Annotated in this window: 20 protein-coding genes and 1 pseudogene; 11 read left to right on the top strand and 10 right to left on the bottom strand. The window is 66.6% G+C overall.

Annotation, left to right across the window (positions count from 1 at the left end; genetic code table 11):
- Positions 1–188 precede the first annotated feature (188 nt).
- From PJW05_RS07580 to PJW05_RS26715, 3 genes and pseudogenes are all read left to right on the top strand, one after another.
- Positions 189–524: a hypothetical protein gene (locus PJW05_RS07580; protein ID WP_271411103.1), complete on the top strand. Its 336-nt coding sequence runs from the start codon at positions 189–191 to the stop codon at positions 522–524.
- A gap of 512 nt (positions 525–1,036) precedes the next feature.
- Positions 1,037–2,074, top strand: a complete 1,038-nt coding sequence (locus tag PJW05_RS07575; protein WP_271411102.1) for a metal-dependent hydrolase — start codon at positions 1,037–1,039, stop codon at positions 2,072–2,074.
- Positions 2,070–2,150, top strand: a pseudogene (locus tag PJW05_RS26715) (hypothetical protein); the annotation flags it as partial. The gene PJW05_RS07575 and the pseudogene PJW05_RS26715, both read left to right, overlap by 5 nt.
- Before the next feature lie 35 nt (positions 2,151–2,185).
- Here the strand turns inward: PJW05_RS26715 and PJW05_RS07570 are convergent.
- Together PJW05_RS07570 and maiA are read right to left on the bottom strand one after the other, a co-directional pair.
- A complete protein-coding gene (locus PJW05_RS07570; RefSeq protein WP_271411101.1) occupies positions 2,186–3,595 on the bottom strand; it encodes an amino acid permease in 1,410 nt (469 codons plus the stop codon).
- Between the two features lie 86 nt (positions 3,596–3,681).
- Entirely contained in the window at positions 3,682–4,347 is a 666-nt protein-coding gene (maiA, locus tag PJW05_RS07565; RefSeq protein WP_271411100.1) for a maleylacetoacetate isomerase, read from the bottom strand.
- A 409-nt stretch (positions 4,348–4,756) separates the two neighbouring features.
- Here maiA and PJW05_RS07560 point away from each other — a divergent pair, with 409 nt between their 5' ends.
- Positions 4,757–5,644: a class I SAM-dependent methyltransferase gene (locus PJW05_RS07560; RefSeq protein WP_271411099.1), complete on the top strand. Its 888-nt coding sequence runs from the start codon at positions 4,757–4,759 to the stop codon at positions 5,642–5,644.
- A 146-nt stretch (positions 5,645–5,790) separates the two neighbouring features.
- On the opposite strand, the gene PJW05_RS07555 is transcribed toward PJW05_RS07560, so the two are convergent.
- The 5 genes from PJW05_RS07555 to PJW05_RS07535 all read right to left on the bottom strand — a co-directional run bounded on the left by PJW05_RS07555 (position 5,791) and on the right by PJW05_RS07535 (position 10,160).
- Positions 5,791–7,572 carry an ABC transporter ATP-binding protein gene (locus PJW05_RS07555; protein WP_271411098.1) on the bottom strand — a complete coding sequence of 594 codons (1,782 nt, stop codon included), beginning with the start codon at positions 7,570–7,572 and terminating at the stop codon, positions 5,791–5,793.
- Positions 7,565–8,167 carry a DsbA family protein gene (locus tag PJW05_RS07550; protein WP_271412188.1) on the bottom strand — a complete coding sequence of 201 codons (603 nt, stop codon included), beginning with the start codon at positions 8,165–8,167 and terminating at the stop codon, positions 7,565–7,567. Before PJW05_RS07550 ends, PJW05_RS07555 begins: the two co-directional genes overlap by 8 nt.
- A 38-nt stretch (positions 8,168–8,205) precedes the next feature.
- On the bottom strand, positions 8,206–9,141 hold the full coding sequence (gene trhO / locus PJW05_RS07545; protein ID WP_271411097.1) for an oxygen-dependent tRNA uridine(34) hydroxylase TrhO: 936 nt from the start codon (positions 9,139–9,141) through the stop codon (positions 8,206–8,208).
- A gap of 190 nt (positions 9,142–9,331) precedes the next feature.
- A complete protein-coding gene (locus tag PJW05_RS07540; protein WP_271411096.1) occupies positions 9,332–9,637 on the bottom strand; it encodes a BolA family protein in 306 nt (101 codons plus the stop codon).
- Positions 9,638–9,650: 13 nt separating this feature from the next.
- Positions 9,651–10,160 (bottom strand): DUF2059 domain-containing protein, encoded by a 510-nt coding sequence (locus PJW05_RS07535; protein ID WP_271411095.1) that lies wholly within the window; start codon positions 10,158–10,160, stop codon positions 9,651–9,653.
- A 331-nt stretch (positions 10,161–10,491) separates the two neighbouring features.
- Here PJW05_RS07535 and PJW05_RS07530 point away from each other — a divergent pair, with 331 nt between their 5' ends.
- From PJW05_RS07530 to PJW05_RS07520, 3 genes are all read left to right on the top strand, one after another.
- Complete coding sequence (locus PJW05_RS07530) at positions 10,492–11,502, top strand: DUF2804 domain-containing protein (protein ID WP_271411094.1); 1,011 nt, start codon at positions 10,492–10,494, stop codon at positions 11,500–11,502.
- A 72-nt stretch (positions 11,503–11,574) separates the two neighbouring features.
- Positions 11,575–12,969 (top strand): class II fumarate hydratase, encoded by a 1,395-nt coding sequence (locus PJW05_RS07525; RefSeq protein ID WP_271411093.1) that lies wholly within the window; start codon positions 11,575–11,577, stop codon positions 12,967–12,969.
- Complete coding sequence (locus tag PJW05_RS07520) at positions 12,962–13,582, top strand: NAD(P)H-dependent oxidoreductase (RefSeq protein WP_271411092.1); 621 nt, start codon at positions 12,962–12,964, stop codon at positions 13,580–13,582. Before PJW05_RS07525 ends, PJW05_RS07520 begins: the two co-directional genes overlap by 8 nt.
- 229 nt (positions 13,583–13,811) lie before the next feature.
- Here PJW05_RS07520 and PJW05_RS07515 read toward each other — a convergent pair whose 3' ends face one another.
- Positions 13,812–14,777, bottom strand: a complete 966-nt coding sequence (locus PJW05_RS07515) for a DMT family transporter (RefSeq protein ID WP_271411091.1) — start codon at positions 14,775–14,777, stop codon at positions 13,812–13,814.
- A gap of 207 nt (positions 14,778–14,984) precedes the next feature.
- Here PJW05_RS07515 and PJW05_RS07510 point away from each other — a divergent pair, with 207 nt between their 5' ends.
- Positions 14,985–15,194, top strand: coding sequence for a DUF6316 family protein (locus PJW05_RS07510; RefSeq protein WP_271411090.1), 210 nt, complete (start codon positions 14,985–14,987; stop codon positions 15,192–15,194).
- 172 nt (positions 15,195–15,366) lie between these two features.
- Here PJW05_RS07510 and PJW05_RS07505 read toward each other — a convergent pair whose 3' ends face one another.
- Positions 15,367–16,551, bottom strand: a complete 1,185-nt coding sequence (locus PJW05_RS07505) for a thiolase family protein (protein WP_271411089.1) — start codon at positions 16,549–16,551, stop codon at positions 15,367–15,369.
- Between the two features lie 104 nt (positions 16,552–16,655).
- Positions 16,656–18,143, bottom strand: a complete 1,488-nt coding sequence (pap, locus tag PJW05_RS07500; protein ID WP_271411088.1) for a polyphosphate:AMP phosphotransferase — start codon at positions 18,141–18,143, stop codon at positions 16,656–16,658.
- A gap of 158 nt (positions 18,144–18,301) precedes the next feature.
- On the opposite strand from pap, the gene mnmC reads away from it, so the two are divergent.
- The 3 genes from mnmC to PJW05_RS07485 all read left to right on the top strand — a co-directional run bounded on the left by mnmC (position 18,302) and on the right by PJW05_RS07485 (position 22,911).
- Positions 18,302–20,269: a bifunctional tRNA (5-methylaminomethyl-2-thiouridine)(34)-methyltransferase MnmD/FAD-dependent 5-carboxymethylaminomethyl-2-thiouridine(34) oxidoreductase MnmC gene (mnmC, locus tag PJW05_RS07495; protein WP_271411087.1), complete on the top strand. Its 1,968-nt coding sequence runs from the start codon at positions 18,302–18,304 to the stop codon at positions 20,267–20,269.
- A gap of 2 nt (positions 20,270–20,271) precedes the next feature.
- On the top strand, positions 20,272–21,021 hold the full coding sequence (locus PJW05_RS07490; protein ID WP_271411086.1) for a sulfite exporter TauE/SafE family protein: 750 nt from the start codon (positions 20,272–20,274) through the stop codon (positions 21,019–21,021).
- A gap of 120 nt (positions 21,022–21,141) precedes the next feature.
- Positions 21,142–22,911, top strand: coding sequence for an N-acetylglutaminylglutamine amidotransferase (locus PJW05_RS07485; RefSeq protein WP_271411085.1), 1,770 nt, complete (start codon positions 21,142–21,144; stop codon positions 22,909–22,911).
- The last annotated feature ends 2 nt before the right edge of the window (positions 22,912–22,913 follow it).

Raw genomic sequence — 22,913 nt, 5'->3', positions numbered from 1 at the left:
AGTCCGTAACAGGCACCAAAAACAAACAAAATCATCGGAATAACTCATGCCAATCAGCACGTTACGAACTTACCAATTATCGTTAAGTTCGCCACTTGTCAGGCACCTGAAAATACCGCTAGCGGTGTTTTGCAACTTCCTTATTATCCGTTCTCGGGGGGTTACCTGGAAACTAATGAGGAAGAAACATGAAATCCGCAATTAGCACCACCGCCTTGTCCAGCCTGCTGTTTTCCCTTGTTGCCATGACTTCCATGCAGGCATTCAGCGAGTCCCTTCCAGCAGCCGGCCAGCAACCATTCCTGATGCTGGCGGAAGGAGGCGGTGATCGCCTCATCCAGTACCGGGAGGCACAGGCACAGCGCAGGCAAACGACCGCGGACGACAGCGAGCGCTTCGTCCAACTGGTGGAGGAACAACCCACCGCGGCCGGCGCCGCCAAGCAAGCCAAGGACGTGGGCGCCATGCCGCAGACCCGCTACCAGTCACGTATCCACCATCGGAACCTGAAGTACGATCAGTGAGCTGAGCCTGTCCATCCCTCCGGGCGCGCCCCGCGCCCGGAGGCTGTCCATCGCGAGTAAACATCCACGCTCGTGGAACGTGGAGTTGCTCTTGGCTCCCTAGAAAGGGGCATCCAGGCGCCGCCCGGCAAATCGGAGCCGGGAGGAAATCCGGGAGCACTGACGGGTCTTCTCCCCAAGCGCTTCCCTGCGACGAGACTGGCCACGACGACGCAGCAACGTAGGATGGGTTGAGCCTGCGAAACCTATGCCGTTTGCTGGGACCGATGGGTATCGCTTCGCTCAACCACATCCTACGAACGTCATCCTGATACCCGGGCAGCCCAATCGTCACAGGCAGAGCCGATAACTCATGACCACGTCCTCAGGACGTGGTTTCCCAAGTTCTAATGAATTCGCTCCCGCCAAAGGCGCCTGACTCCGTCGACGGAAAAATCTCGTGGAAATTTCCCCCTGCCGGGAAGCGCGTCGGCACAGTAAGTTAGCCGGTGGATCTTTCACGGGGGACGGCAATGGACTCACTTACCCAGGCGCTGCTCGGCGCCACGCTGCAGGGCGCGATGCTCGGCCGCTGGCAAGGACGCAAGGCGCTGCTCTATGGCGCCGTGCTCGGCACCCTGCCCGATCTCGACGTGGTGATCCGCTACACCGATGCGGTGGAAGCCATGACTTACCACCGGGGCTTCAGCCATTCGGTCTTCGTCCTCAGTGCCCTGGCGGCCGCGCTCACCCTGCTGGCGCGACGATGGCGACCGAATCCGGCCTACTCGACACGGCGGTTGTTCCTCGCGCTCTGGCTGGTGCTGGTCACCCATCCGCTGCTGGACGCCTTCACCAGCTACGGCACCCAGCTGTTCTGGCCGCTGCAGATGCCGCCCATCGCCTGGTCAAGCATCTTCATCATCGATCCGCTCTACACCGTGCCGCTGCTGGCGGCGGTGGTCGGCGGCCTGCTGTTCGGCCTGAAGGACCGCAAGCCCGGCATTCCGCTGGCGGCCCTGGCGCTGTCGAGCCTGTACCTGCTCTCCAGCCTCGGCGGCAAGTTCATGGCCGAGCAGCGGGTGCAGGACGTCCTGGAACGCGAAGGCATCCGCCCGCAGGCCCTGTTCAGCACGCCGACGCCGTTCAATACGCTGCTCTGGCGCGTGGTGGTGGTCGACGGCGAGGACTACCACGAAGCCCTGGTGAGCTGGTTCGACCGGGAGCCCCCCAGGCTCGAACGCATTCCACGCGGCACCGAGCTGGCGCGGCGCCTGCGGGATTCGCCGCAGCACCTGCGCCTGGCCTGGTTCACCCACGGCATCCTGCGCTACGACCAGATCGACCAGATGCTGGTGGTCACCGACCTGCGCCTGGGCATGACCGGCTTCCACCCGTTCCGCTTCATCCTCGCCGAACAGCGGGACGGCCGCTGGCAGCCGGTGACGCAGACGCGCCGCTGGCCCACCGACCGCGGCGACCTGGAGCGCCTGACCCTGCTCTGGCAACGCATCTGGCACGAGGACCAGGCGGTGCCGCTGTCGACCTGGGCGGGATTGCTGCAACGGTGAGGCTGGCCGGGATCTCGCGGTGGTGGCGGACGCGGTTCGCAACCTGGCGGCGCGTACCGCGCAATCCACCCGACAGGCCGGCACCGGGCCGGCCTTGCCGGGACGCGGGAATCAACCCGCGACGTAGGCTTCGCGGGCCTTGGCCGCGCTGGCGAGCTTCAGGCGGTAGCAGCCCCACATCACCAGCAGCCACACGGGAATCGCGTACACCGATACCTGGATGCCCGGGATCATCAGCATGATGCCGAGGATGAACACCACGAAGGCCAGGCACAGGTAGTTGCCCATGGGGAACCACAGGGCGCGGAAGCCGGTGCGGACACCGTCCTTGTCCATGCGCTGGCGGAACTTCAGGTGGGAGTAGCTGATCATCGCCCAGTTGATTACCAGGGCGGCCACCACCAGGGACATCAGCAGCTCCAGGGCGTTGTGCGGGATCACGTAGTTGACCACCACGGCGAGGAAGGTCACCGCCGCCGAGACCAGCAGCGAGCGCACCGGCACGCCGCGCTTGTCCACCCTGGCCAGGCCGCGCGGGGCGTCGCCCTGCTCGGCCAGGCCCAGCAGCATGCGGCCGTTGCAGTAGGTGCCGCTGTTGTAGACCGACAGCGCGGCGGTGAGCACCACGAAGTTCAGCAGGTGGGCGGCGGTATCGCTGCCGATCAGCGCGAAGATCTTCACGAAGGGGCTGCCGCTGTAGGCATCGCCGGCACCGTTGATGGAAGCCAGCAGCGCGTCCCAGGGGCTCAGGGAAAGCAGGACCACCAGGGCGCCGACATAGAAGATCAGGATGCGGTAGATCACCTGGTTGATCGCCTTCGGGATCACCTGCTTCGGCTTGTCGGCCTCGGCGGCGGTGAAGCCGAGCATTTCCAGGCCGCCGAAGGAGAACATGATGAAGGCCATGGCCATCACCAGGCCGCTGACGCCATTGGGGAAGAAGCCTCCGTGCGCCCAGAGGTTGCTCACGGCCGCCTGCTCGCCGCCGCTACCGCTGAACAGCATCCAGCAGCCGAGGACGATCATGCCGACGATGGCGACGACCTTGATCATGGCGAACCAGAACTCGGCCTCGCCGAACAGTTTCACGTTGGCCAGGTTGATGGCGTTGACCACCAGGAAGAACGCCGCGGCGGTGGCCCAGGTGGGCACTTCCGGCCACCAGTAGTGGATGTACTTGCCCACCGCGGTGAGCTCGCTCATACCCACCAGGACGTAGAGCACCCAGCAGTTCCAGCCGGACAGGAAGCCGGCGAAGCCACCCCAGTATTTGTGGGCGAAGTGGCTGAAGGAACCGGCCACCGGCTCCTCGACGATCATTTCGCCGAGCTGGCGCATGATCAGGAAAGCGATGAAACCGCAGAGGGCGTAGCCGAGGATCATCGACGGTCCGGCCGACTTGAGTACCCCGGCCGAGCCGAGGAAAAGTCCGGTGCCGATGGCGCCACCGAGGGCGATCAACTGGATATGGCGATTCTTCAGGCCGCGTTTCAGCTCGCCCGAGTGTTGCATGTCACTCATTGCGTCACCTTTTTTTGTTGTCGTGACGGGATTTCACCCGCCGGGCTTGTGGCACGGCGGAAGTCTGCAAGGCGGGTAACCTCGGATCACTGGGCGTCTGGCTGTACCTCCGGAGCGGCATTGCTGAAGGCTTCGAGGGCTTCGCAGCGCGCAGCGACCTCGAGGATGCGCGGATAGGCGGAGAGGTCACAGCCGAAGCGGCGTGCGTTGTACAGCTGGGGAATCAGGCAAGCCTCCAGGTAGCCCGGCCGGCTGCCGAGGGACAGCTGGCCGTCGAAGGACTCCAGGCCTTTTTCCACAGCGGCCAGGCCAAGCCCCACCCAATGGTGATACCAGGCGTCCTTGGCGTCGTCGGCCACACCCAGTTCGGCCTTGAGGTACTGCAGCACCCGCAGGTTGTTCAGCGGGTGGACATCGCAGGCGATATGCAAGGCCAGGGAGCGCACCAGGGCACGCTGGGCCGGATCGGCCGGCAACAGCGCCGGCACGGGGAAGACTTCTTCGAGGTATTCGAGGATCGCCAGGGACTGCGCGATACGAATCTCGCCACCGGCATTGCCGGCATCCACCAGCAACGGCAGCAGGCCCTGGGGATTGAGTTCGCGATACGCCGGCAGGTGCTGCTGGCCACCGTCCTTGACCAGGTGGACCGGCGCCTGGCGGTATGCCAGGCCCTTGAGGTTGAGGGCGATACGCACACGGTACGCAGCGCTGGAGCGCCAGTACCCGTAGAGGGTGAGTTCGGTATTCATGGCAACGGGCCGATTTTTTGTTTGCGTCATCTCACTCTGGCAGCGCCTGGCGAACAAGGCGCGGAATCCACCGGGGCGAAGCGCCGGACGGTCATTACGGCAAGTTTTCCTTACACTGCCGGGCCGGGCTCGATACCACGTGCCGCCCGCCTCCCTTGTGTAGTGTTTTCTTGACGGCGCGTTCAGGCAGGCTTCCAGGACAAGCCGCCAACAGCTCTGGCGACGACTGCGAGCCACCCCTTGCCCGCCGCTTCGGAAAGGCACCGACCACTCATCCGAAATGCCCCGTTCCGCTACTCGCCCGATTGAAGGCACATCGCCATCAACTAAGGTTCTTCACGGAATGAGCGACTGTCTTCATCCCGCGTGATGGGTCAAGGAGTCCACGTCTGGCCAGAGGAGGTGGCATGTGGAAGAAATCAGAGATCCGGAAGAACTGAGCAGAGACGTTCGAGAACAACGGCAACTCCACGAAGAACTGGCGCGTATCAAGGCCGAACGCGAACGGTTGCACTTCGATAAGGCCGCCCCACCCCCCAAGGTGCCGCCGGCGCCGAGCAACATCCTGCCCTTCCCCTGCCGGCAGCCCCCCATGCGCTGCGGCAATCCCGTGCTGCTGGATTACCTCTACGGACTGGAGTCCGAGGCCCTGCGCGACCTGCCGGAGGCGCGCACCCGCCAGTTGTTCGATTTCGCCACCGGCGCCCAGGCGGCCCGCGCGTTGCGTTGCCGGCGGCGCATGCTGGCGCGCGCCGTGGACGAAACCTGCCAGCGCGTCGGCCAGGGCGTGCGCATGCTGTGCGTTGCCGGCGGCCACCTGCGCGAAGCGGAACTGGCACGCGAGCTGCACCAGGGGCGTTTCAGCGAAATGCTGGTGTTCGACGACGATGCGGAGCGCCTGGAAACCGTGCGCAAGAGCTATGGCGCGCTGGGCGTGCGCACCCGTCTGGGCAGTCTGGAGCAGTTGCTGGCCGGCGAGTGCCGGTTCCAGGGCTACGACCTGGTGTATTCGGCCGGGATCACCGAAGTGCTGGACGACCGGCACTGCGAGCGTCTGCTGCCGTGTCTGTTCCAGGCCCTGCGTCCGGGCGGCCGCGTCCTGCTGGCCAACTTCCGCCCCGGAATCGACGCCATCGCTTTCCTCGAAGGGCTGCTGGACTGGCGTCCGCGCTATCGCCTCGACGCGCAGTTGCTCGGCCTGCTGGACGGTATCGACTACAACCAGATCGCCTCGGCGCGGGTGTTCCACGATGTCGGCCAGCGCATCGGCTTCCTCGAAGCGGTGAAGTACGGCTGAGCGGCGAATTCACTCGCGAAGCAGTTCGCAGCCCCGCAGGGTGGGTGGCGCTTTCCATCCACCCGCGACGCGATGCCAGACCTCGAGGGTGGACCGGTGAGGCCTGGTTCAGCGTACGGCTGCGCCAGCCGGCGGATTGCGCCGTTTCAACCTTGCTGCAGGTGCCCGTAGAGCTTGGCGTAGAGCCCACCTTCGGCGATCAGCTGCTGGTGGTCGCCGTCCTCGGCGATATGGCCGCCGTCGAATACCAGCACCCGGTCCGCCTGCTTAACCGCCGACAGGCGGTGGGCGATGATCAGGGTGGTGCGGCCGTTGAGGAAGGCTCCCAGCGCCTGGTGCAGGGCGTACTCGGTGGCGGCGTCGAGGGCCGAGGTGGCTTCGTCGAGGATCACCACCTTGGGTTCGGCGAGCACCATGCGGGCGATGGCCAGGCGCTGCCGCTGGCCGCCGGACAGGCGCACGCCGGAACGCCCCACCACGGTGTCCAGCCCCTGGGGCAGGCTGCGGATGGTCGCGGCCAGCTGGGCAATCTCCAGCGCGCGCCAGCAGGCCTCGTCGCTGCGTTCACGGCCCATGGTCAGGTTGGCGCGCACGCTGTCGTTGAACAGCGCCGGATGCTGCAGGACCACCGCCACGTTGTCGCGCACCTGGGTCAGGCCGATCTCCTCCAACCGGCAACCGCCGTAGCGGATCTGCCCCGCCTGGGGCTGGTAGAGCCCCAGCAGCAGTTGCACCAGGGTGCTCTTGCCGCCGCCGCTGGCGCCGACGATGGCGACCTTCTCGCCGGGGGCGATGGACAGGTTGAGGCCGTCCAGCACCGGCTCCTCGGCGTAGGCGAAGCGCAGGCCCTTGACTTCGATGCCCAGGGTTTCGCGGCCTTTGAACGGGTCGACGCTCGGCGTGTACTGGGGCTCGTCGGCGCGCGCCAGCAGCTCGTTGATGCGCCCCAGGGCGGCGCCGGCGGCGTAGTAGGAATACTGCAGGCCGAGCAGTTGCTCCACCGGCCCGATCATGAACCAGAGGTAGCTGAACACCGCCAGCATCTGGCCGATGGAGAGGTCGGAGAAGAGCACCGTGAGCATGGCCGCGGCGCGGAAGAAGTCGATGCCGAACTGGAACAGCAGGCCACTGGTGCGTCCCGCCGCGTCGCTCTTCCACTGAGAGGCCACGGCGTAGTCGCGGACTTCCTGGGCACGCTGGCCGAGGCGGCCGAAGAAGAAGCCCTGGCGGTTGCTGGTGCGCACTTCCTGGACGGCTTCCAGGGTTTCCGTGAGCGCCTGGGTGAAGCGCGCGGTGCTGTCGTTCTCCAGCTTCTTAAGGTGCTTGACGCGCTTACCCAGCTGCACGGTGGCGTAGATCACCAGCGGGTTGAACAGCAGGATCAGCAACGCCAGCTGCCAGTGCATCCAGACCAGGATGGCGGCGGTGCCGGTGAGGGTGAGCACGGCCACCAGGAAGCGACTGAGGGTCTCGCCGACGAATTTGTCCAGGGTGTCCAGGTCGGTCACCAGGTGGGCGGTGACGGTGCCACCGCCGAGGCTTTCGTACTCGCCGAGGGAGATGCGCTTGAGGCGCTCGATCAGGCGGGTGCGGATACGGAACACGATGTCCTTGGCCAGCCGCGCGAACAGGCGCGCCTGCAGCACGTTGAACACCAGGGCCATGCCCCGCAGCAGCAGCGTCACCAACAGCATCAGGCCGATGTAGCCGGCGGCGCTTTCCCAGGGTTGGTGCAGGAAGTGGTCCATGAAGCGCAGGGCGGCGTCGCCCCGCTGCAGCAGAACCTCGTCCACCAGCAGCGGCAGCAGCAGCGGAATCGGCACGCTGCAGAGGGTGGCCAGCACGGCCACCAGATTGGCCAGCCAGAGGGCTTTCCTGTGGCGCAGGGCCAGACGGCGGATCTCCGCCCAGCTCAAGCGATCAGGCATGGGTACCCCGTTCCAGCCAGCGGCCCAGCAGCGGCGCCAGTTCATCCAGGGCCTGGTAGCCATTGGTCAGCAGCGCCAGTTGGCCGTCGCGCTCGGCCAACAGGGTGGGGAAACCGGCGATGCCGAGGTCCTGCACCCAGGCGAAGTCGGCGAGGGTCGCCTCATGACTGGCGGCGGCATCGAAGGCCTGCGCGAACTCGATGCGCGGGATGCCCGCCTGCTCGGCCAGCGCCACCAGGGTGGACGCCTGGGTCACGTCACGGCCTTCGGCGTAGAACGCATGCTGGATCAGCCTGACCAGCGGCCAGGCCAGTTCGGGCGCCAGGGAACGGGCCACCACCAGGGCGCGGCAGGCCGGCTCGGTGTCGTAGACGAAGCCGTCGGGCAGCGCACCGTCGAAGCGGAACGGCTGTCCGGTGGCCTGGTTGACCGCCTGCCAGTGTTCGAGGATGTAGCGCCGGGTATGGGCATCCAGCGCGGCACCCTGGCCGGTGCGCAGGCCGCCGGCCACCAGATGCAGCGGCACCCCGGCCGCCGCGGCCTGCCCGGCCAGCGCCGTCATCACCGGGGCGAAGCCCCAGCACCAGGAACACATGGGGTCCATCACATAGAGCAGGCGGGCAGTGGACACGCTCAATCCTCCAGGGCTTGGCGGGGGTCGCGGCCAATGGGGTGCGGCAGGTTGCGGGCCTTGGCCAGCTCGATCTGCTTCTGCCGCTCCATGGCGCTGGCACGGGTCTTCTCGCTCAGGCTGTCCCAGCAGTGCGGGCAACTGATGCCGGGGGAAAAGTGCTCGGACTGGCGGTCTTCCACGGAAATCGGGTTACGGCAGGCGTGACACTGGTCGAAGTCCCCCTCCGAAAGATCGTGGCGCACGGTGACGCGGTTGTCGAAGACGAAGCAGTCGCCGCGCCAGAGGGTCTCCTGCTGGGGCACTTCCTCCAGGTACTTGAGGATGCCCCCCTTGAGGTGGAAGACCTCGTCGAAGCCCTGGCCGAGCATGTAGCTGGAAGCTTTCTCGCAACGAATGCCGCCAGTGCAGAACATCGCCACCTTCTTGTGCACCGCCGGGTCGAAGTTCGCCTTTATGTAGTCGGGGAATTCGCGGAACGATCTGGTTTTCGGGTCGACCGCGCCTTCGAAGGTGCCGATGGCCACTTCGTAATCGTTACGGGTGTCGATCAGCAGCACTTCGGGGTCGCTGATCAGGGCGTTCCAGTCCTTCGGTTCGACGTAGGTGCCGACCTGCAGGTTGGGGTCGACGCCGGGGACGCCAAGGGTGACGATTTCCTTCTTCAGCTTGACCTTGGTGCGATAGAAGGGCTGATCAATGCAGTAGGACTCCTTGTGGTCCAGGTCGGCCAGACGCGGGTCGACCTTGAGCCAGGCAAGCAGCGCGTCGATGCCTTCGCGGGTGCCGGAGACGGTGCCGTTGATGCCTTCCTCGGCCAGTAGCAGGGTGCCCTTGATGCCGTTGTCGAGCAGGGTCTTGAGCAGGGGTTCACGCAGCGCGACGTAGTCCTTCAGGGTGACGAACTTGTACAACGCCGCCACGACGATTTGAGTCATGCGGTACTTCCTCCAGTGGTCGCCCGCGTAAAGGGCGGACCGGGCAATAGAAACGACTGCGCCGGCTGGGCCGGCGCGGTGCGAAGTCTATCAAAAAGCCGCGGCACGCAGGCTGCGTGAGATTGTCCCAGCCGCCGAATGGATGCTGGAAAAACCCAGGCGAGGCCGCCGAGACAAGGCGGGCGGAGGCTCAGTGGTCGTGCTTGCTGCCGCCACGGCAGGTCGGGGAATCCGGCGCCGCACCCTGCTCGGCCCACTCCTCCGGGGTGTAGGTGTGCAGGGCCAGGGCATGGAACTGCCCCATCAGCTCGCCGAGGCTGGCGTAGACCTTCTGGTGGCGCTTGACGGCGTTCAACCCGGCGAACACCGGGCTGACGATCACCGCCTTGTAGTGGGTTTCCAGGCCACGGCTGTGCATGTGGCTCTCGTCCAGCACATCGAGATGCTGGGGCTCCAAGGCTTCCAGGGCGGTCAGGATACGGTTGCGCATGGTCATCGGTGGACTCCGCTTACGGCTTTTTCTTGTCCTGGGGCGCCAGCTCGCTGGCCATCTCGCTGAGCAGCTTGTTGACCTCGGGCACCGCAGCCTCCAGACGGCTCTGGGTGAGCTGGGCGGATTGCTGGGTCAGGGCCGGCATCTTCTCCAGGACTTTCTTGCCCAGGGGCGACTCATAGAAGGCGATCAACTCCTTCAGTTCGCTCTCGCTGAACGCGCTGGTGTAGATCTTCACCAGTTCCGGCTTCAGCTTGTCCCAGCCGACGGCCTTGTCCAGCGCGGCATTGGCCTTGGCCTGGTAGGTTTCCAGGGTGGCCTTCTTGCTGGCCGGCGCCTGGGCCTGCTCGAAGCGCTGTTCGAACATCTGCTGCACCTGGGCGTAGACCGGGACGGTCAGCTTGTCGGCGCGGGCCAGCTTGAGGAAACGTTCAGCATCGGCGGCGTGGCTGGCGGCATCGGCCAGGACCTGGCCACTGGCGCACGCCAGCAGCAAGGCGGTGCAGAGAACGCGAAACTTGGTCATCGGGAATCCTTGTCTGGCACGGATAGCGGGGGCGGCCCCGGGGGGCCGGTCATTCTGCGCTCAAGCGGATATCCGGCTCAAGGGCGACTCTTTCGACAATCGGGCCGCCGAAATGTGCGATACCGCCGCGAATCGACTGGCTATCACTTGCCCAGGCTCCCCTCCACTGGGCATCCTTTGATGACTCGGAATCCTTTCTTTCTGGTTGAGGAAATTTCCGACCAAACGACTACTTGCGGCCGACAGAACTGTATGAAAAGTTAACGACCCTAGGTCGACCGCCAGCCGTTTTCTGAACTGCCCAGGCTTCGCACACACACGGACGTGCCCGATGAACAGCCACATTTCCACCCTGCCGCCGGGAATTCCCGCGCTTTGCGATGCCCGCGGTCTGCTCGCGCCCGCCGCCATCGGCTGGTCCAACCGGCCCCGCTTGAACTGCGCGATTCCCGGCCACTTCGGCCGGCGCAAGCGCTGGAACCACTGGTGCATCACCACCCCACGCTGGGTGCTCTCGCTGACCCTGGCGGACCTCGACTACATCGGCTACGGCGCCGCCTATTTCCTCGATCTCGACAGCGGCGAGGCCGTCGCCCACACCCAGTTGCGACCCTTCTCCCTGGGCTGCCGGCTGCCCGACACGCCGCTGGAAAGCCATGACTTCGAGCATCCGCGCCTGCGGATACGCGTGGGCGAACACCCCGGCCGGGTAAGCCTGCGGGTGGAAGCGCCGGACCTGGGCGGCCAGCGGCTGCAGGTCGCCCTGGAGGTGCTGCGCCCCGCCCACCTGGACTCGGTGAACCTGGTCGCCCCCCTGCCCGGCCGCGGCTTCCATGCCAGCAGCCGCCAACTGGGCCTGCCGACCAGCGGCAGCGTGCAACTGGGGGAACGCCAGTACCTCTGCGCCGTCGGCCATAGCTTTGCCTCCCTGGACTTCGGCCGCGGCGTCTGGCCCTTCCACAGTCGCTGGACCCGCGCCGCCTTCGCCGGCCCCGGCGGCATCGCCGGAAACTTCGGCTCCGGCTGGACCGACTCCAGCGGCCTGACCGAGAACGCCCTGTGGTTCGGCGGCCGCCTGGCCAAGCTCGATCGCCCGGTGCGGATCGAACAGACTCCCAGCACACCCCTGGCCCCCTGGCAGTTGTCCACCGCCTGCCGCCAGGTGGAACTCACCTTCACCCCGCGCCAGTTGCACCAGGCCTGCCCGCGCCTGGGCCCGTTGTACGCCGACACGCGCCAGTGGTTCGGCCGCTTCGACGGTGTGCTGCGCAGTCCGGACGGCGAATGCGTGCCGGTGAACAATATCCTCGGCTGGCTGGGGGCCACCCGCGCGCGCTGGTAATTGCCCGAACGGTTGAACCGAGTGCCTGGGATAGAGCCTAAACTGCGGAATCAATAGCCGGAGCCAACCCACATGAGCCGCACAGAAACCGACAGCCTGGGGCCCGTCGAAGTCGCCGATGACGCCTACTGGGGCGCCCAGACCCAACGTTCGCTGGAGAATTTCGCCATTGGCGGCGAACGCATGCCGCTGGCGGTGGTGCACGCCCTGGCCCTGATCAAGAAGGCCGCCGCGCGAGTCAACGGTCGCGACGGCGACCTGCCGCCGGATGTCGCGCGCCTGATCGAGCAGGCCGCCGACGAGGTGCTGGCCGGCAAGCACGACAACCAGTTCCCCCTGGTGGTCTGGCAGACCGGCAGCGGTACCCAGAGCAACATGAACGTCAACGAGGTGATCGCCGGCCGCGCCAACGAACTGGCCACCGGCCAGCGCGGCGGCAAGAGCCCGGTTCACCCGAACGACCACGTCAACTTCGCCCAGAGCTCGAACGACTGCTTCCCCACCGCGATGCACATCGCCATCGCCAAGGCGGTGCAGCACGAACTGCTGCCGGCCATCGCCGAACTCGCCGGCGGCCTGGCCGAACAATCGGCACGCCACGCCCACCTGGTGAAGACCGGCCGCACCCACATGATGGACGCCACGCCGGTCACCTTCGGCCAGGAACTGTCCGCTTTCGTCGCCCAACTCGACTACGCCGACAAGGCCATCCGCGCGGCATTGCCGGCCGTGCTGGAACTGGCCCAGGGTGGCACCGCCGTGGGCACCGGGCTCAACGCGCCCCATGGCTTCGCCGACGCCATGGCCGCCGAGCTGGCGGCGCTGTCCGGGATGAACTTCGTTTCCGCACCGAACAAGTTCGCCGCCCTGGCCGGCCACGAGCCACTGGTGAACCTGGCCGGCGCCCTGAAAACCCTGGCCGTGGCCCTGATGAAGATCGCCAACGACCTGCGCCTGCTGGGCTCCGGTCCTCGCGGCGGGCTGGCGGAAGTGAAGCTGCCGGCCAACGAGCCGGGGAGCTCGATCATGCCCGGCAAGGTCAACCCCACCCAATGCGAGGCGCTGTCCATGCTCGCCTGCCAGGTGATGGGCAACGACGCCACCATCGGCTTCGCCGCCAGCCAGGGTCACCTGCAGTTGAACGTGTTCAAGCCGGTGATCGTGCACAACCTGCTGCAATCCATCCGACTGCTCGGCGACGGCTGCCGCAACTTCCAGCAGCATTGCGTGGCTGGCATGGAGCCGGACGCCGCGCGCATGGCCGAACACCTTGAGCGCGGCCTGATGCTGGTCACCGCGCTCAATCCGCACATCGGCTACGACAAGGCCGCGCAGATCGCCAAGAAGGCCTATGCCGAAGGCACGACCCTGCGCGCCTCGGCCCTGGCCCTGGGCTATCTGACCGAGGCCGAGTTCGATGCCTGGGTCCGCCCGGAAAGCATGCTGGAGGCCGGTCAGCATGGTTGAAGCGCTCAAGCACGGCGCCACGCCACTGGAAGGCGACGGCAAGCGCATCCTGATGATCCTCGGCACGCCCAAGGGCGGCAGCCTGTGCCACGCCCTGAGCGAAGCCTTCGCCCAGGGCGCGCGCAGCGAAGGCCACGTGGTGCGTTTGCTGAAGCTCGGCGAGATGCAGTTCGACCCGGTGCTGCGCGGGGGCTACGACCACAACCAGACCCTTGAGCCCGACCTGCTGGAGGCCCAGCGGCAAATCCACTGGGCCGAGCACCTGGTGTTCGTCTACCCGGTCTGGTGGGGCGGCCTGCCGGCGTTGCTCAAGGGCTTCTTCGACCGCGTCTTCCTGCCCGGCTTCGCCTTTCGCTACCGCGGCCAGTCCCAGGCCTGGGACAAGCTGCTGAGCGGACGCACCGCCGACCTGCTGGTGACCCTGGACACCCCGCCCTGGTATTTCCGCTGGATCTACGGTGCCCCGGCGCACCGCCAGATGGTGCGCACCATCCTCGGCTTCTGCGGCATCAAGACCCGCCGCCTGACCGAATTTTCCCCGGTACGCCCGTCCTCCGAGGAGCAGCGCCAGACCTGGCTGCGCAAGGCGGAAATGCTCGGCACCCGTTGCTAGTTTCCTGATGGGGGAGCGAAGTCGTTCGCGAATGATTTTCCTCCCCCAGGGGCGCGCAGAGCTTTCGTAGGATGGCGTTGAGCGGAGCGAAACCCATCAAGTGGACCATGTTTCACCGGTCCACCATCGAGGCTCGGCCGGACACCGACGGTGGATAAAAAGAGCGGCATGCCCCCTACGGGACAGCTGCGCTGTCCATCGCGAACGGATTCGCTCCCACAGGTGCCCTCTATTCACCCCCCACCAGAGTTGTCTCACGGCGCGTCCGCCAGCTGCGCATCAGCGACGGGGCCAACGCGGTGAGGGCCGAACCGAGGACCACGAACACCGCACCGGCATAGCCGATCCAGTTGATGGTTTCCGGCTGCACATGGTCCGGCCAGAGGCTGGCGCAAAGGGCCACGCTGGCGAAGGTCACCAGGGGCGTGATGGCCAGGGTGGCGCTGACCCGCGAGGCTTCCCAGTGGGCCAGCGCCTCGGCGAAGGCGCCGTAGGCCACCAGGGTGTTCAGGCAGCAGGCCAGCAGCAGCCAGCCTTGCAGCGGGCTCAGGTCGAGCAGCTCCAGAGGATGCGCCCAAGGGGTCAGCAGGGCGGCGCAACCGAGGTAGATCACCATCATCACCTGGGCCGAACCCCAGTGGCTCAGCAGCTGCTTCTGCGCCAGGCCGTAGAAGGTCCAGACGAACGCGGACAGCAGGATCACCAGCACCCCCAGGGTGTACTGGCTCATGGAGGTGAGCAGTTCTTCCAGACGCTGGTTGAAGAACAGGCCGAAGCCCAGCACCGTCACCATCAGGCCGAGGGCCTGGCCCAGGCTGAAGCTTTCCTTGAACACGAACAGGCTGCTCAGCAGGAAGAGGATCGGCGCCACCTGGATCACCAGTTGGGTGGTGCCGGGGCTGAGCATCTTCAGGCCGATCAGGTAGAACACGTAGTTGCCGGTCAAGCCGCCCACGGCCAGCACCACCAGCCAGCGACCACGCGCGCCCAGCGGGCGGAAGGCCGGCAGCCGGCGGTTGGCGCCGAGGTAGAGGAACAGCAGCGAACCGGCGACGATCAGGCGGTACCAGGTGACGGTCACCGGGTCCATGGTCTGCAGGACTTCCTTCAGCCAGATGGGCAGGACACCCCAGAGCACGGCGGTGACCAGGGCGAGGAACAGGCCGTAGAGCCAACGGCCGGAAGCGATATGCATGGGAACCTCTGCAGACGAGCCCGCCAGGGCGGCGGGCAGGACAAGGGACGCCATTCTAGGAGCGCCGGTTCCCAGGGCACAGGAACAGTTCCCGAGCGGTCGGAAACGCAACTGTACCTGTCCCCGGCTGCCGCCCGTCGAGCCCCGCAACAAGGCCGGTGGCGCTGGTTAGACTCATATAGCCAACGGGGAAATGGAGGTGGTTCGATGTTCGGTCGACGTGCGTCCGACATGGCGCCAGGCACCCACTACCGCAGTGAGCGCGTCAGTGCCGTGAACGGGCAATACTTTTTTTCCACCCGGGAAGGGACTCTGGAAGGGCCTTTTTTCACCCGTGTGGATACAGAACGGGAAATTGCGTTGTACATCCGCCGTATTCAGCAGGCTAACGCCATACTCGCCTTTCGGGGCCGATAACCGCCCCGCCATGAAAGAACCCGCGCCTGGCGCGGGTTTTTCTTGTCTACGGTTCAACGTGGTGGCAGGCGCCGTCGTTGCGGGAATGACACGCATCGCCAAGGGCGACGCCGCCGCCCCGGGTGAAGGTTCAGGGAACGAGCGGGCTTCCGGCGCGAGTCCCCCTACAGCCTCAGCGATACGCCTCGAACAGCCCGGTGGCGCCCATGCCGCCGCCGACGCACATGGTGACGATGCCGTAGCGCTTGCCCTGCCGCTGCAGCTCGCGCACCAGGTGGCCGACCTGGCGCGAACCGGTCATGCCGAAGGGGTGGCCGATGGAAATGGAGCCGCCGTTGACGTTGTACTTGTCGTTGTCGATGCCCAGGCGGTCTCGGGCGTAGAGGCACTGGGAGGCGAAGGCCTCGTTCAGTTCCCAGAGGTCGATGTCGTCGATGGACAACCCCTTGGCCTTGAGCAGCTTCGGCACCGAGAACACCGGACCGATGCCCATTTCGTCCGGCTCGCAACCGGCCACGGTGAAGCCACGGAAGATGGCCTTGGGCTTGAGCCCCAGCTCCAGCGCCTTGTCCAGGCTCATCAGCAGGGTCATGGAGGCGCCGTCGGAGAGCTGCGAGGAGTTGCCGGCGGTGACCGAACCCTCCTCGGCGAATACCGGTTTCAGCGCGTTCAGGCCTTCCAGGGTGGTGTCGGGGCGGTTGCAGTCGTCGTGCTCCACCACGCCGTCCAGCACCCGCTTCTCGCCGCTGGCCTTGTCTTCGACGAAGTACTTCACGTTCATCGGCACGATCTCGTCGGCGAACAGGCCTTCGGCCTGGGCGCGGGCGGTGCGCTGCTGGCTCTGCAGGGCGTAGAGGTCCTGGGCTTCGCGGCTGACGTTGTAGCGGCGGGCGACGATTTCGGCGGTCTGCCCCATGGGGTAATAGATGCCGGGGTGTTCCAGTTTCAGGCGCGGGTTGACGAAGTTGTCCTGGTTGATGCTCTTTAGCGTCAGGGTGATGGACTCGACGCCGCCGGCCACCATCACGTCGCTGCAGCCGGAGGCGATCTGGTTGGCGGCAATGGCGATGGCCTGCAGGCCCGAGGAGCAGTAGCGGTTCAGGGTCATGCCGGCGACGCCGATACCCAGCCCCGAAAGCACCGCCACATTGCGGCCGATGTTGTGGCCCTGGGCGCCTTCGTTGGAGCCGGCGCCGACCACGCAATCGTCCACCAGTGCCGGGTCGAGGTCGTTGCGCGCCAGCAGGGCGTTCACGCAGTGGGCGGCCATGTCGTCCGGCCGGGTCATGTTGAACTTGCCGCGGAAGGACTTGGCCAGGCCAGTCCGCACGCTGTCGACGATCACCACTTCACGCATGACGCACCTCGCTTTCGTTGGGAATGGAAGTGGACCGAGCATAGTTCCGCTGCATTCTCGGCCACCACGATCATTCATCCCGCGTATGCGCGCCCATCCCGCCTTCAGTCTTCCTTGAAGGCCTGCTCCAGGGCATCGTTGATGGTGCGCAGGACCTTGATCCGTGCATAGCGCTTGTCATTGGCCTCCACCAGGGTCCAGGACGCGATCTCGGTGCTGGTGCGATTGACCATGTCGTCCACCGCGTCGACGTAGAGGTCCCACTTTTCGCGGTTGCGCCAGTCTTCCTCGGTGATCTTGTAGCGCTTGAAGGCCACGCTCTCGCGCTCCTTGAAGCGCTGCATCTGGGTCTCCTTGTCGATGGACAGCCAGAACTTCACCAGCACGATGCCGTAGTTGTGCAACTGCTCCTCGAAGTCGTTGATCTCGCCATAGGCCCGCAGCCAGTCGGCCTCGGAACAGAAGCCTTCGACCCGTTCCACCAGCACCCGGCCGTACCAGGAGCGGTCGAAGATGGTGAATTGCCCTCGCCCCGGCACATGCCGCCAGAAGCGCCAGAGGTAGGGTTGCGCACGCTCCTCCTCGGTGGGCGCGGCAATGGGGACGGTGCGGTACTGGCGGGGGTCCAGCGCACCGGTGACGCGGCGGATGGTGCCGCCCTTGCCGGCCGCGTCGTTGCCCTCGAACACCGCCATCAGCGCGTGGCCGCGCATGCGCTTGTCACGCAACAGGCCATTGAGGCGCGCCTGTTCGGTGGCCAGTTGTTCCTTGTAGTCGCTCTTCTCCAGCGTGAGGCTGAGGTCGAGGCTGTCCAGCAGGCTGAGCTTGTCCAGGTTGGACATCAACGGGGCGGCATGGGGTTGCGGCTTGGGCCTGCCCTTCTGCCTGAGGGCCGCCTGCAGGCCTTCGAGAAGGATGCGGCCGACGCTGAGGCTGCGGTAATACTCGTCGGAACCGTCGATCACGTACCAGGGCGCGTATTCGCGGCTGGTGCGGCGCAGCACGCGCTCGCCGAAGCGCACGAAGCGGTCGTAGACCTCGCTCTGCTTCCAGTCCAGCGGATTGAGCTGCCAACTGCGCTGGGGGTCCTTTTCCAGGGCCTTGAGACGCTCCTTGAGCTGCTTCTTGGACAGGTGGAACCAGAACTTGAAGATCAGCGCCCCCTCGTCGCAGAGCATGCGCTCCAGATCTTCCGCATCGTTGATGGCCTGGTCCAGGCGGGCATCCTTGATATCGCCCTCGACCCGGGCATGGAGCATCTGGCTGTACCAGTTGCCGAAGAAAATGCCGATCCGTCCCTTGGGCGGCAACTTGCGCCAGAAACGCCACTGCGGCGGACGCGAGAGCTCTTCGTCGGTGGGCCGCAGGAAGCTTTCCACGTTGATCAGGCGCGGGTCCATCCACTCGTTGAGCAGCTTCACCGTCTCACCCTTGCCGGCGCCTTCGATGCCATTGATCAGGATCAGCACCGGGAAGCGGCCCTGCTCCCTCAGCTCGAACTGAGCGTCCAGCAGGGCTTCGCGCAACTCCGGCACGGCCTTCTCGTAGGTTTCCTTGTCAATGGCGTGGCCGATTTCAGCGGACTCGAACATGCAGACCTCCTTGGCGTGATGGGGAAAAGGTAGCGGATGGGTGCGAGGCTGTCTGTGGGCCTTTCCAGAGAGGCACCCCCACAAGAAAAGCCGGAAGCCCGATCTCGGATCCATCGCCGATCGGCTACCATTCGCGCTTCGCAGTCACGGAACCCTCCATGTCCGATTTCCATCACGCCCGGCTCGAGTGGGATGAACAGGGCCGACCGCTGTCGCGGGAATTCGACGATGTCTACTTCTCCCCCGTCTCAGGCTTCGACGAAACCCACCATGTGTTCATTGCCGGCAACGACCTGGCCCGACGCTTCGCCGAGCTGCCAGCGGGCGGGCGTTTCACCATCGGCGAAACCGGCTTCGGCACCGGCCTGAATTTTCTCTGCGCCTGGCAGCTGTTCGAACGCTGCGCGCCGGAGGACGCCCGGTTGCACTTTGTCAGCGTGGAAAAATTCCCCCTGACCCGTGACGACCTGCAGCGCGCCCTGGGCCTGTGGCCGCAACTGGCGCCGCTGGCCGCCCAGCTCCTCGACCAGTACGTGGCGGTCCACCCCGGCTTCCAGCGCTTCAACCTGGCCGGCGGTCGCGTCAGCCTGACCCTGCTGATAGGCGACGCCCTGGACTGCCTGCCGGAGCTGGACGCACGCATCGACGCCTGGTTCCTCGATGGCTTCGCCCCGGCGAAGAACCCGGAGATGTGGAGCCCCGCCCTCTTCGCCCAGTTGGCGCGGCTATCCGCCCCCGGCACCAGCCTGGCCACCTTCACCGCCGCCGGCTTCGTGCGCCGGAGCCTGAAGGACGTGGGTTTCGCCATCCGGCGCACGCCGGGCTTCGGCAAGAAGTGGGAGATGAGCCAGGGCCGCTTCACGGGTGAGGCCCGCGACGCGGCCAAGCCCTGGTACGCCCGCCCGCGCTTCGCCCCGGCGCGGCGCGAGGCGCTGGTGATCGGTGCCGGACTGGCCGGTTGCGCCAGCGCCGCCAGCCTGGCCGCCCGGGGCTGGCGGGTGACCCTGCTGGAGCGTCACGACGCCCCGGCGCGCGAGGCCTCAGGTAATCCCCAGGGCGTGCTCTATCTGAAGCTCTCCGCCCATGGCACACCGCTGTCGCGACTGATCCTCAGCGGTTTCGGGCATACCCGCCGGCTCCTGCAGCGGCTGGAACAGGGCCGCGACTGGCAGGCCTGCGGCGTGTTGCAACTGGCCTTCGACGACAAGGAAGCGCAACGCCAGGCCAGGCTGGCCGAGGCGTTCCCCGCCAACCTGCTGCACCGCCTGGACCAGGCCGCCGCCAGCGCCCTGGCCGGCGTCGCCCTGCCCGCCGGCGGCCTGTTCTACCCGGAGGCCGGCTGGGTGCATCCGCCGGCGCTGTGCCGCCTGCTGGGCGAGCACCCGAATATCCACCTGGTTCCCCATCGCGAAGTACTCGAACTGCAGCGTGAAGACGACCTGTGGAGCGCCCGAAGCGGCGACGTCACACTCGCCACCGCACCGGTGGTGGTGCTGGCCGGCGCCGCCGAGGTGTTGCGCTTTCCCCAGGCCGCGGGGCTGCAGCTCAAGCGGATTCGAGGGCAGATCAGCCGCCTGCCGGTCACTGCCGAAAGCGCGGGACTCGGCACCGTGCTCTGTGCCGAGGGCTACGTGGCGCCGCCGCGCGACGGCGAGCACACCCTGGGCGCCAGCTTCGACTTCCACAGCACGGACCTGGAACCTACCGCCGCCGAACACGCCGGCAACCTCGCCCTGCTGGAGGAGATTTCCCCCGACCTCTGCCGCCGCCTGCACGCCGACGAACTGGACCCAGCCCTGCTCGAAGGCCGTGCCGCCTTCCGCTGCACCACCCCGGACTACCTGCCCATCGTCGGTCCGCTGGCCGATGCCGAAGCCTTCGCCACGGCCTACGCCGTGCTGGCCAGGGACGCCCGCCAGGTGCCGGATGTTCCGGCTCCCTGGTTCGACGGCCTGTACCTGAACAGCGCCCATGGCTCGCGCGGACTGATCACCGCGCCGCTGTCCGGCGAGCTGCTGGCGGCCTGGCTTGACGACGAGCCGCTACCGGTTCCCCGTGCCGTGGCGGAAGCCTGCCATCCCAACCGTTTCGCCCTGCGCCGCCTGATTCGCGGCCAGAGTGCCTGAGCATGGAATTCCTGCTGCTTGAAGCCCTGGGCATCGGCGCCGTGCTCGGCCTGCTGCTCGGCCTGACCGGCGCCGGCGGATCGCTGGTGGCCCTGCCCCTGCTGCTCAGCCTGCACCTGCCCCTGCGTGACGCCATCGGCGTCAGCCTGGGGGCGGTGGCCCTGTCCGCCGCCGTCGGCGCCATCCCCCGCGCGCGACAAGGCCTGGTGTCCTGGCGCCCGGTCCTGCTGCTGACCCTGGCCGGCTGGCCGGGGAACGCGCTCGGCCAGTGGCTGGGACGCTTCATTCCCGAATCCGCCCTGATCCTGGGCTTCTGCCTGCTGGTGCTCTGGTCCGCCTGGCGCATGTGGCGCGGCGCGGGGCTGCCCCCTGGCACCTCCGGCCCGTTGCGCAGCGCGCCACTGGTGGCCATCGGCGCCGGCGTGGGCCTACTCTCGGGGGTGATGGGCGTGGGCGGCGGTTTCCTTATCGTGCCGGCCCTGCTCTGGTTCACCCCGCTGACGATGCTGGCCGCCACCGCCACGTCCATGGCGGTCATCGCCCTGGTATCCGGCGGCGGTTTCCTCCTCTACCTCACCGGCGCCCAGCCGCCCATGGCGCTGCTGGGTGGCCTGGCGGCCGGTGGGGCCATCGGCGTGCTGTGCGGCAACCTGCTGGCCCTGCGCTTGCGCGGCGCCACCCTGCAACGGCTGTTCGCCCTGATGCTGGTGGCCGTGAGCCTGTCGTTGGCGGTGCAGAAACTCCTGGCGTGAATCGGGTACCGTCCACATAACCAATCGATATAAAACGGATGGCGCACACTGGGGTCGGACCCTTGAGTGCCTCCCCTCCGAGGAGCACGAAATCCCCAACGGCAACACCGGTAAGGACTCATGTGCGGCATCTGCGGAGAACTGCGTTTCGACAAGCAACCGGCCGACCTGGCCGCCCTCGATAGAATTACCCACCACCTGACACCTCGCGGCCCCGACGCCTGGGGCCTGCACAGCCAGGGACCGATCGCCCTGGGCCACCGCCGGCTGAAGATCATGGACCTCGCCGATGCCTCCGGGCAGCCCATGCTGGACCCTGAACGCGGGCTGGCCATGGTGTTCAACGGCGCCCTCTACAACTACCCCGAACTGCGCAAGGAACTGCTCGCCCTGGGCTACCGCTTCCATTCCGAGGGCGACACCGAAGTGCTGCTCAAGGCCTGGCACGCCTGGGGCAAGGACATGCTGCCCAAGCTCAACGGCATGTTTGCCCTGGCCATCTGGGAGCGGGATACGCAATGCCTGTTCCTCGCCCGCGACCGCCTCGGCATCAAGCCGCTGTATCTGTCGCGCACCGGGCAACGCCTGCGCTTCGCCTCCAGCCTGCCGGCCCTGCTCCAGGGTGGCGACCTGGATACCACCCTCGACCCGCAGGCGCTGAACTTCTACCTCAACTTCCACGCCGTGGTGCCGGCGCCACGCACCCTGGTCAAGGGCGTGGAAAAGCTGCCACCAGCCGGCTGGATGCAGATCGACGCCCTGGGCAATAGCCACGAGGGGCTCTGGTGGCAACTGGAGTACGGTCCCCGCGAGGACGAACAGGGCCTCGGTTTCGATGACTGGCGCGACCGGCTGCTGGACAGCCTGCGCGATGCTGTCGCGATCCGCCAGCGCGCCGCCCGCGAAGTCGGCGTGCTGCTCTCCGGCGGGGTGGATTCCAGCCTGCTGGTGGGCCTGCTGGCGGAAACCGGCGTCGAACAGTTGGCGACCTTTTCCATCGGTTTCCAGGACGCCGGCGGCGAGCGCGGCGACGAGTTCGAATACTCCGACCTGATCGCCCGCCACTACGGCACCCGCCACCAGCAACTGCGCATCGGCGAACACGAAGTGCTGGAACAGTTGCCCGCCGCCTTCGCCGCCATGAGCGAGCCGATGGTCAGCCACGACTGCATCGCCTTCTACCTGCTCGCCCGCGAGGTGTCCAAGCACTGCAAGGTGGTGCAGAGCGGCCAGGGCGCCGACGAATTGTTCGGCGGCTACCACTGGTACCCGCCGCTGGCCGACACCCGCGACCCGTTCGGCAGCTACCGCGCGGCCTTCTTCGACCGGGCCCACAGCGAATACCAGGCCACGGTGCAGCCGGCCTGGCTCACCGACGACCTGGCCGGCGACTTCGTGCGCCAGCACTTCGCCCGCCCCGGCGCCCTCGACCCGGTGGACAAGGCCCTGCGCCTGGACAGCACGGTGATGCTGGTGGACGACCCGGTGAAGCGCGTGGACAACATGACCATGGCCTGGGGCCTGGAGGCGCGGGTGCCCTTCCTCGACTACCGGGTGGCCGAGCTGTCGGCACGCATCCCCTCGCGCTTCAAGCTCGGCGACGGCGGCAAGGCGGTGCTCAAGGCCACCGCGCGCCAGGTCATTCCCGCCCAGGTGATCGACCGGCCCAAGGGCTATTTCCCGGTGCCCGGCCTCAAGCACCTGGAAGGCCGGACCCGCGACTGGGTGCGCGAACTGCTGCTGGACCCGAGCCAGGACCGCGGCCTGTTCCAGCCGGCCATGCTGGAACAGCTGCTGGCCAGCCCGGAGCAGGACATCACCCCGCTGCGTGGCTCCAAGCTCTGGCAGATGGCCGCCCTCAACCTCTGGCTCAATCAACAGGGACTCTGAAC

This window comes from Pseudomonas sp. Q1-7, assembly GCF_028010285.1.
In the GTDB taxonomy this organism is placed as follows: domain Bacteria; phylum Pseudomonadota; class Gammaproteobacteria; order Pseudomonadales; family Pseudomonadaceae; genus Metapseudomonas.
Note: the sequence above shows the minus strand (reverse complement) of the source record. Positions and strands in the feature narration are given on the sequence as shown.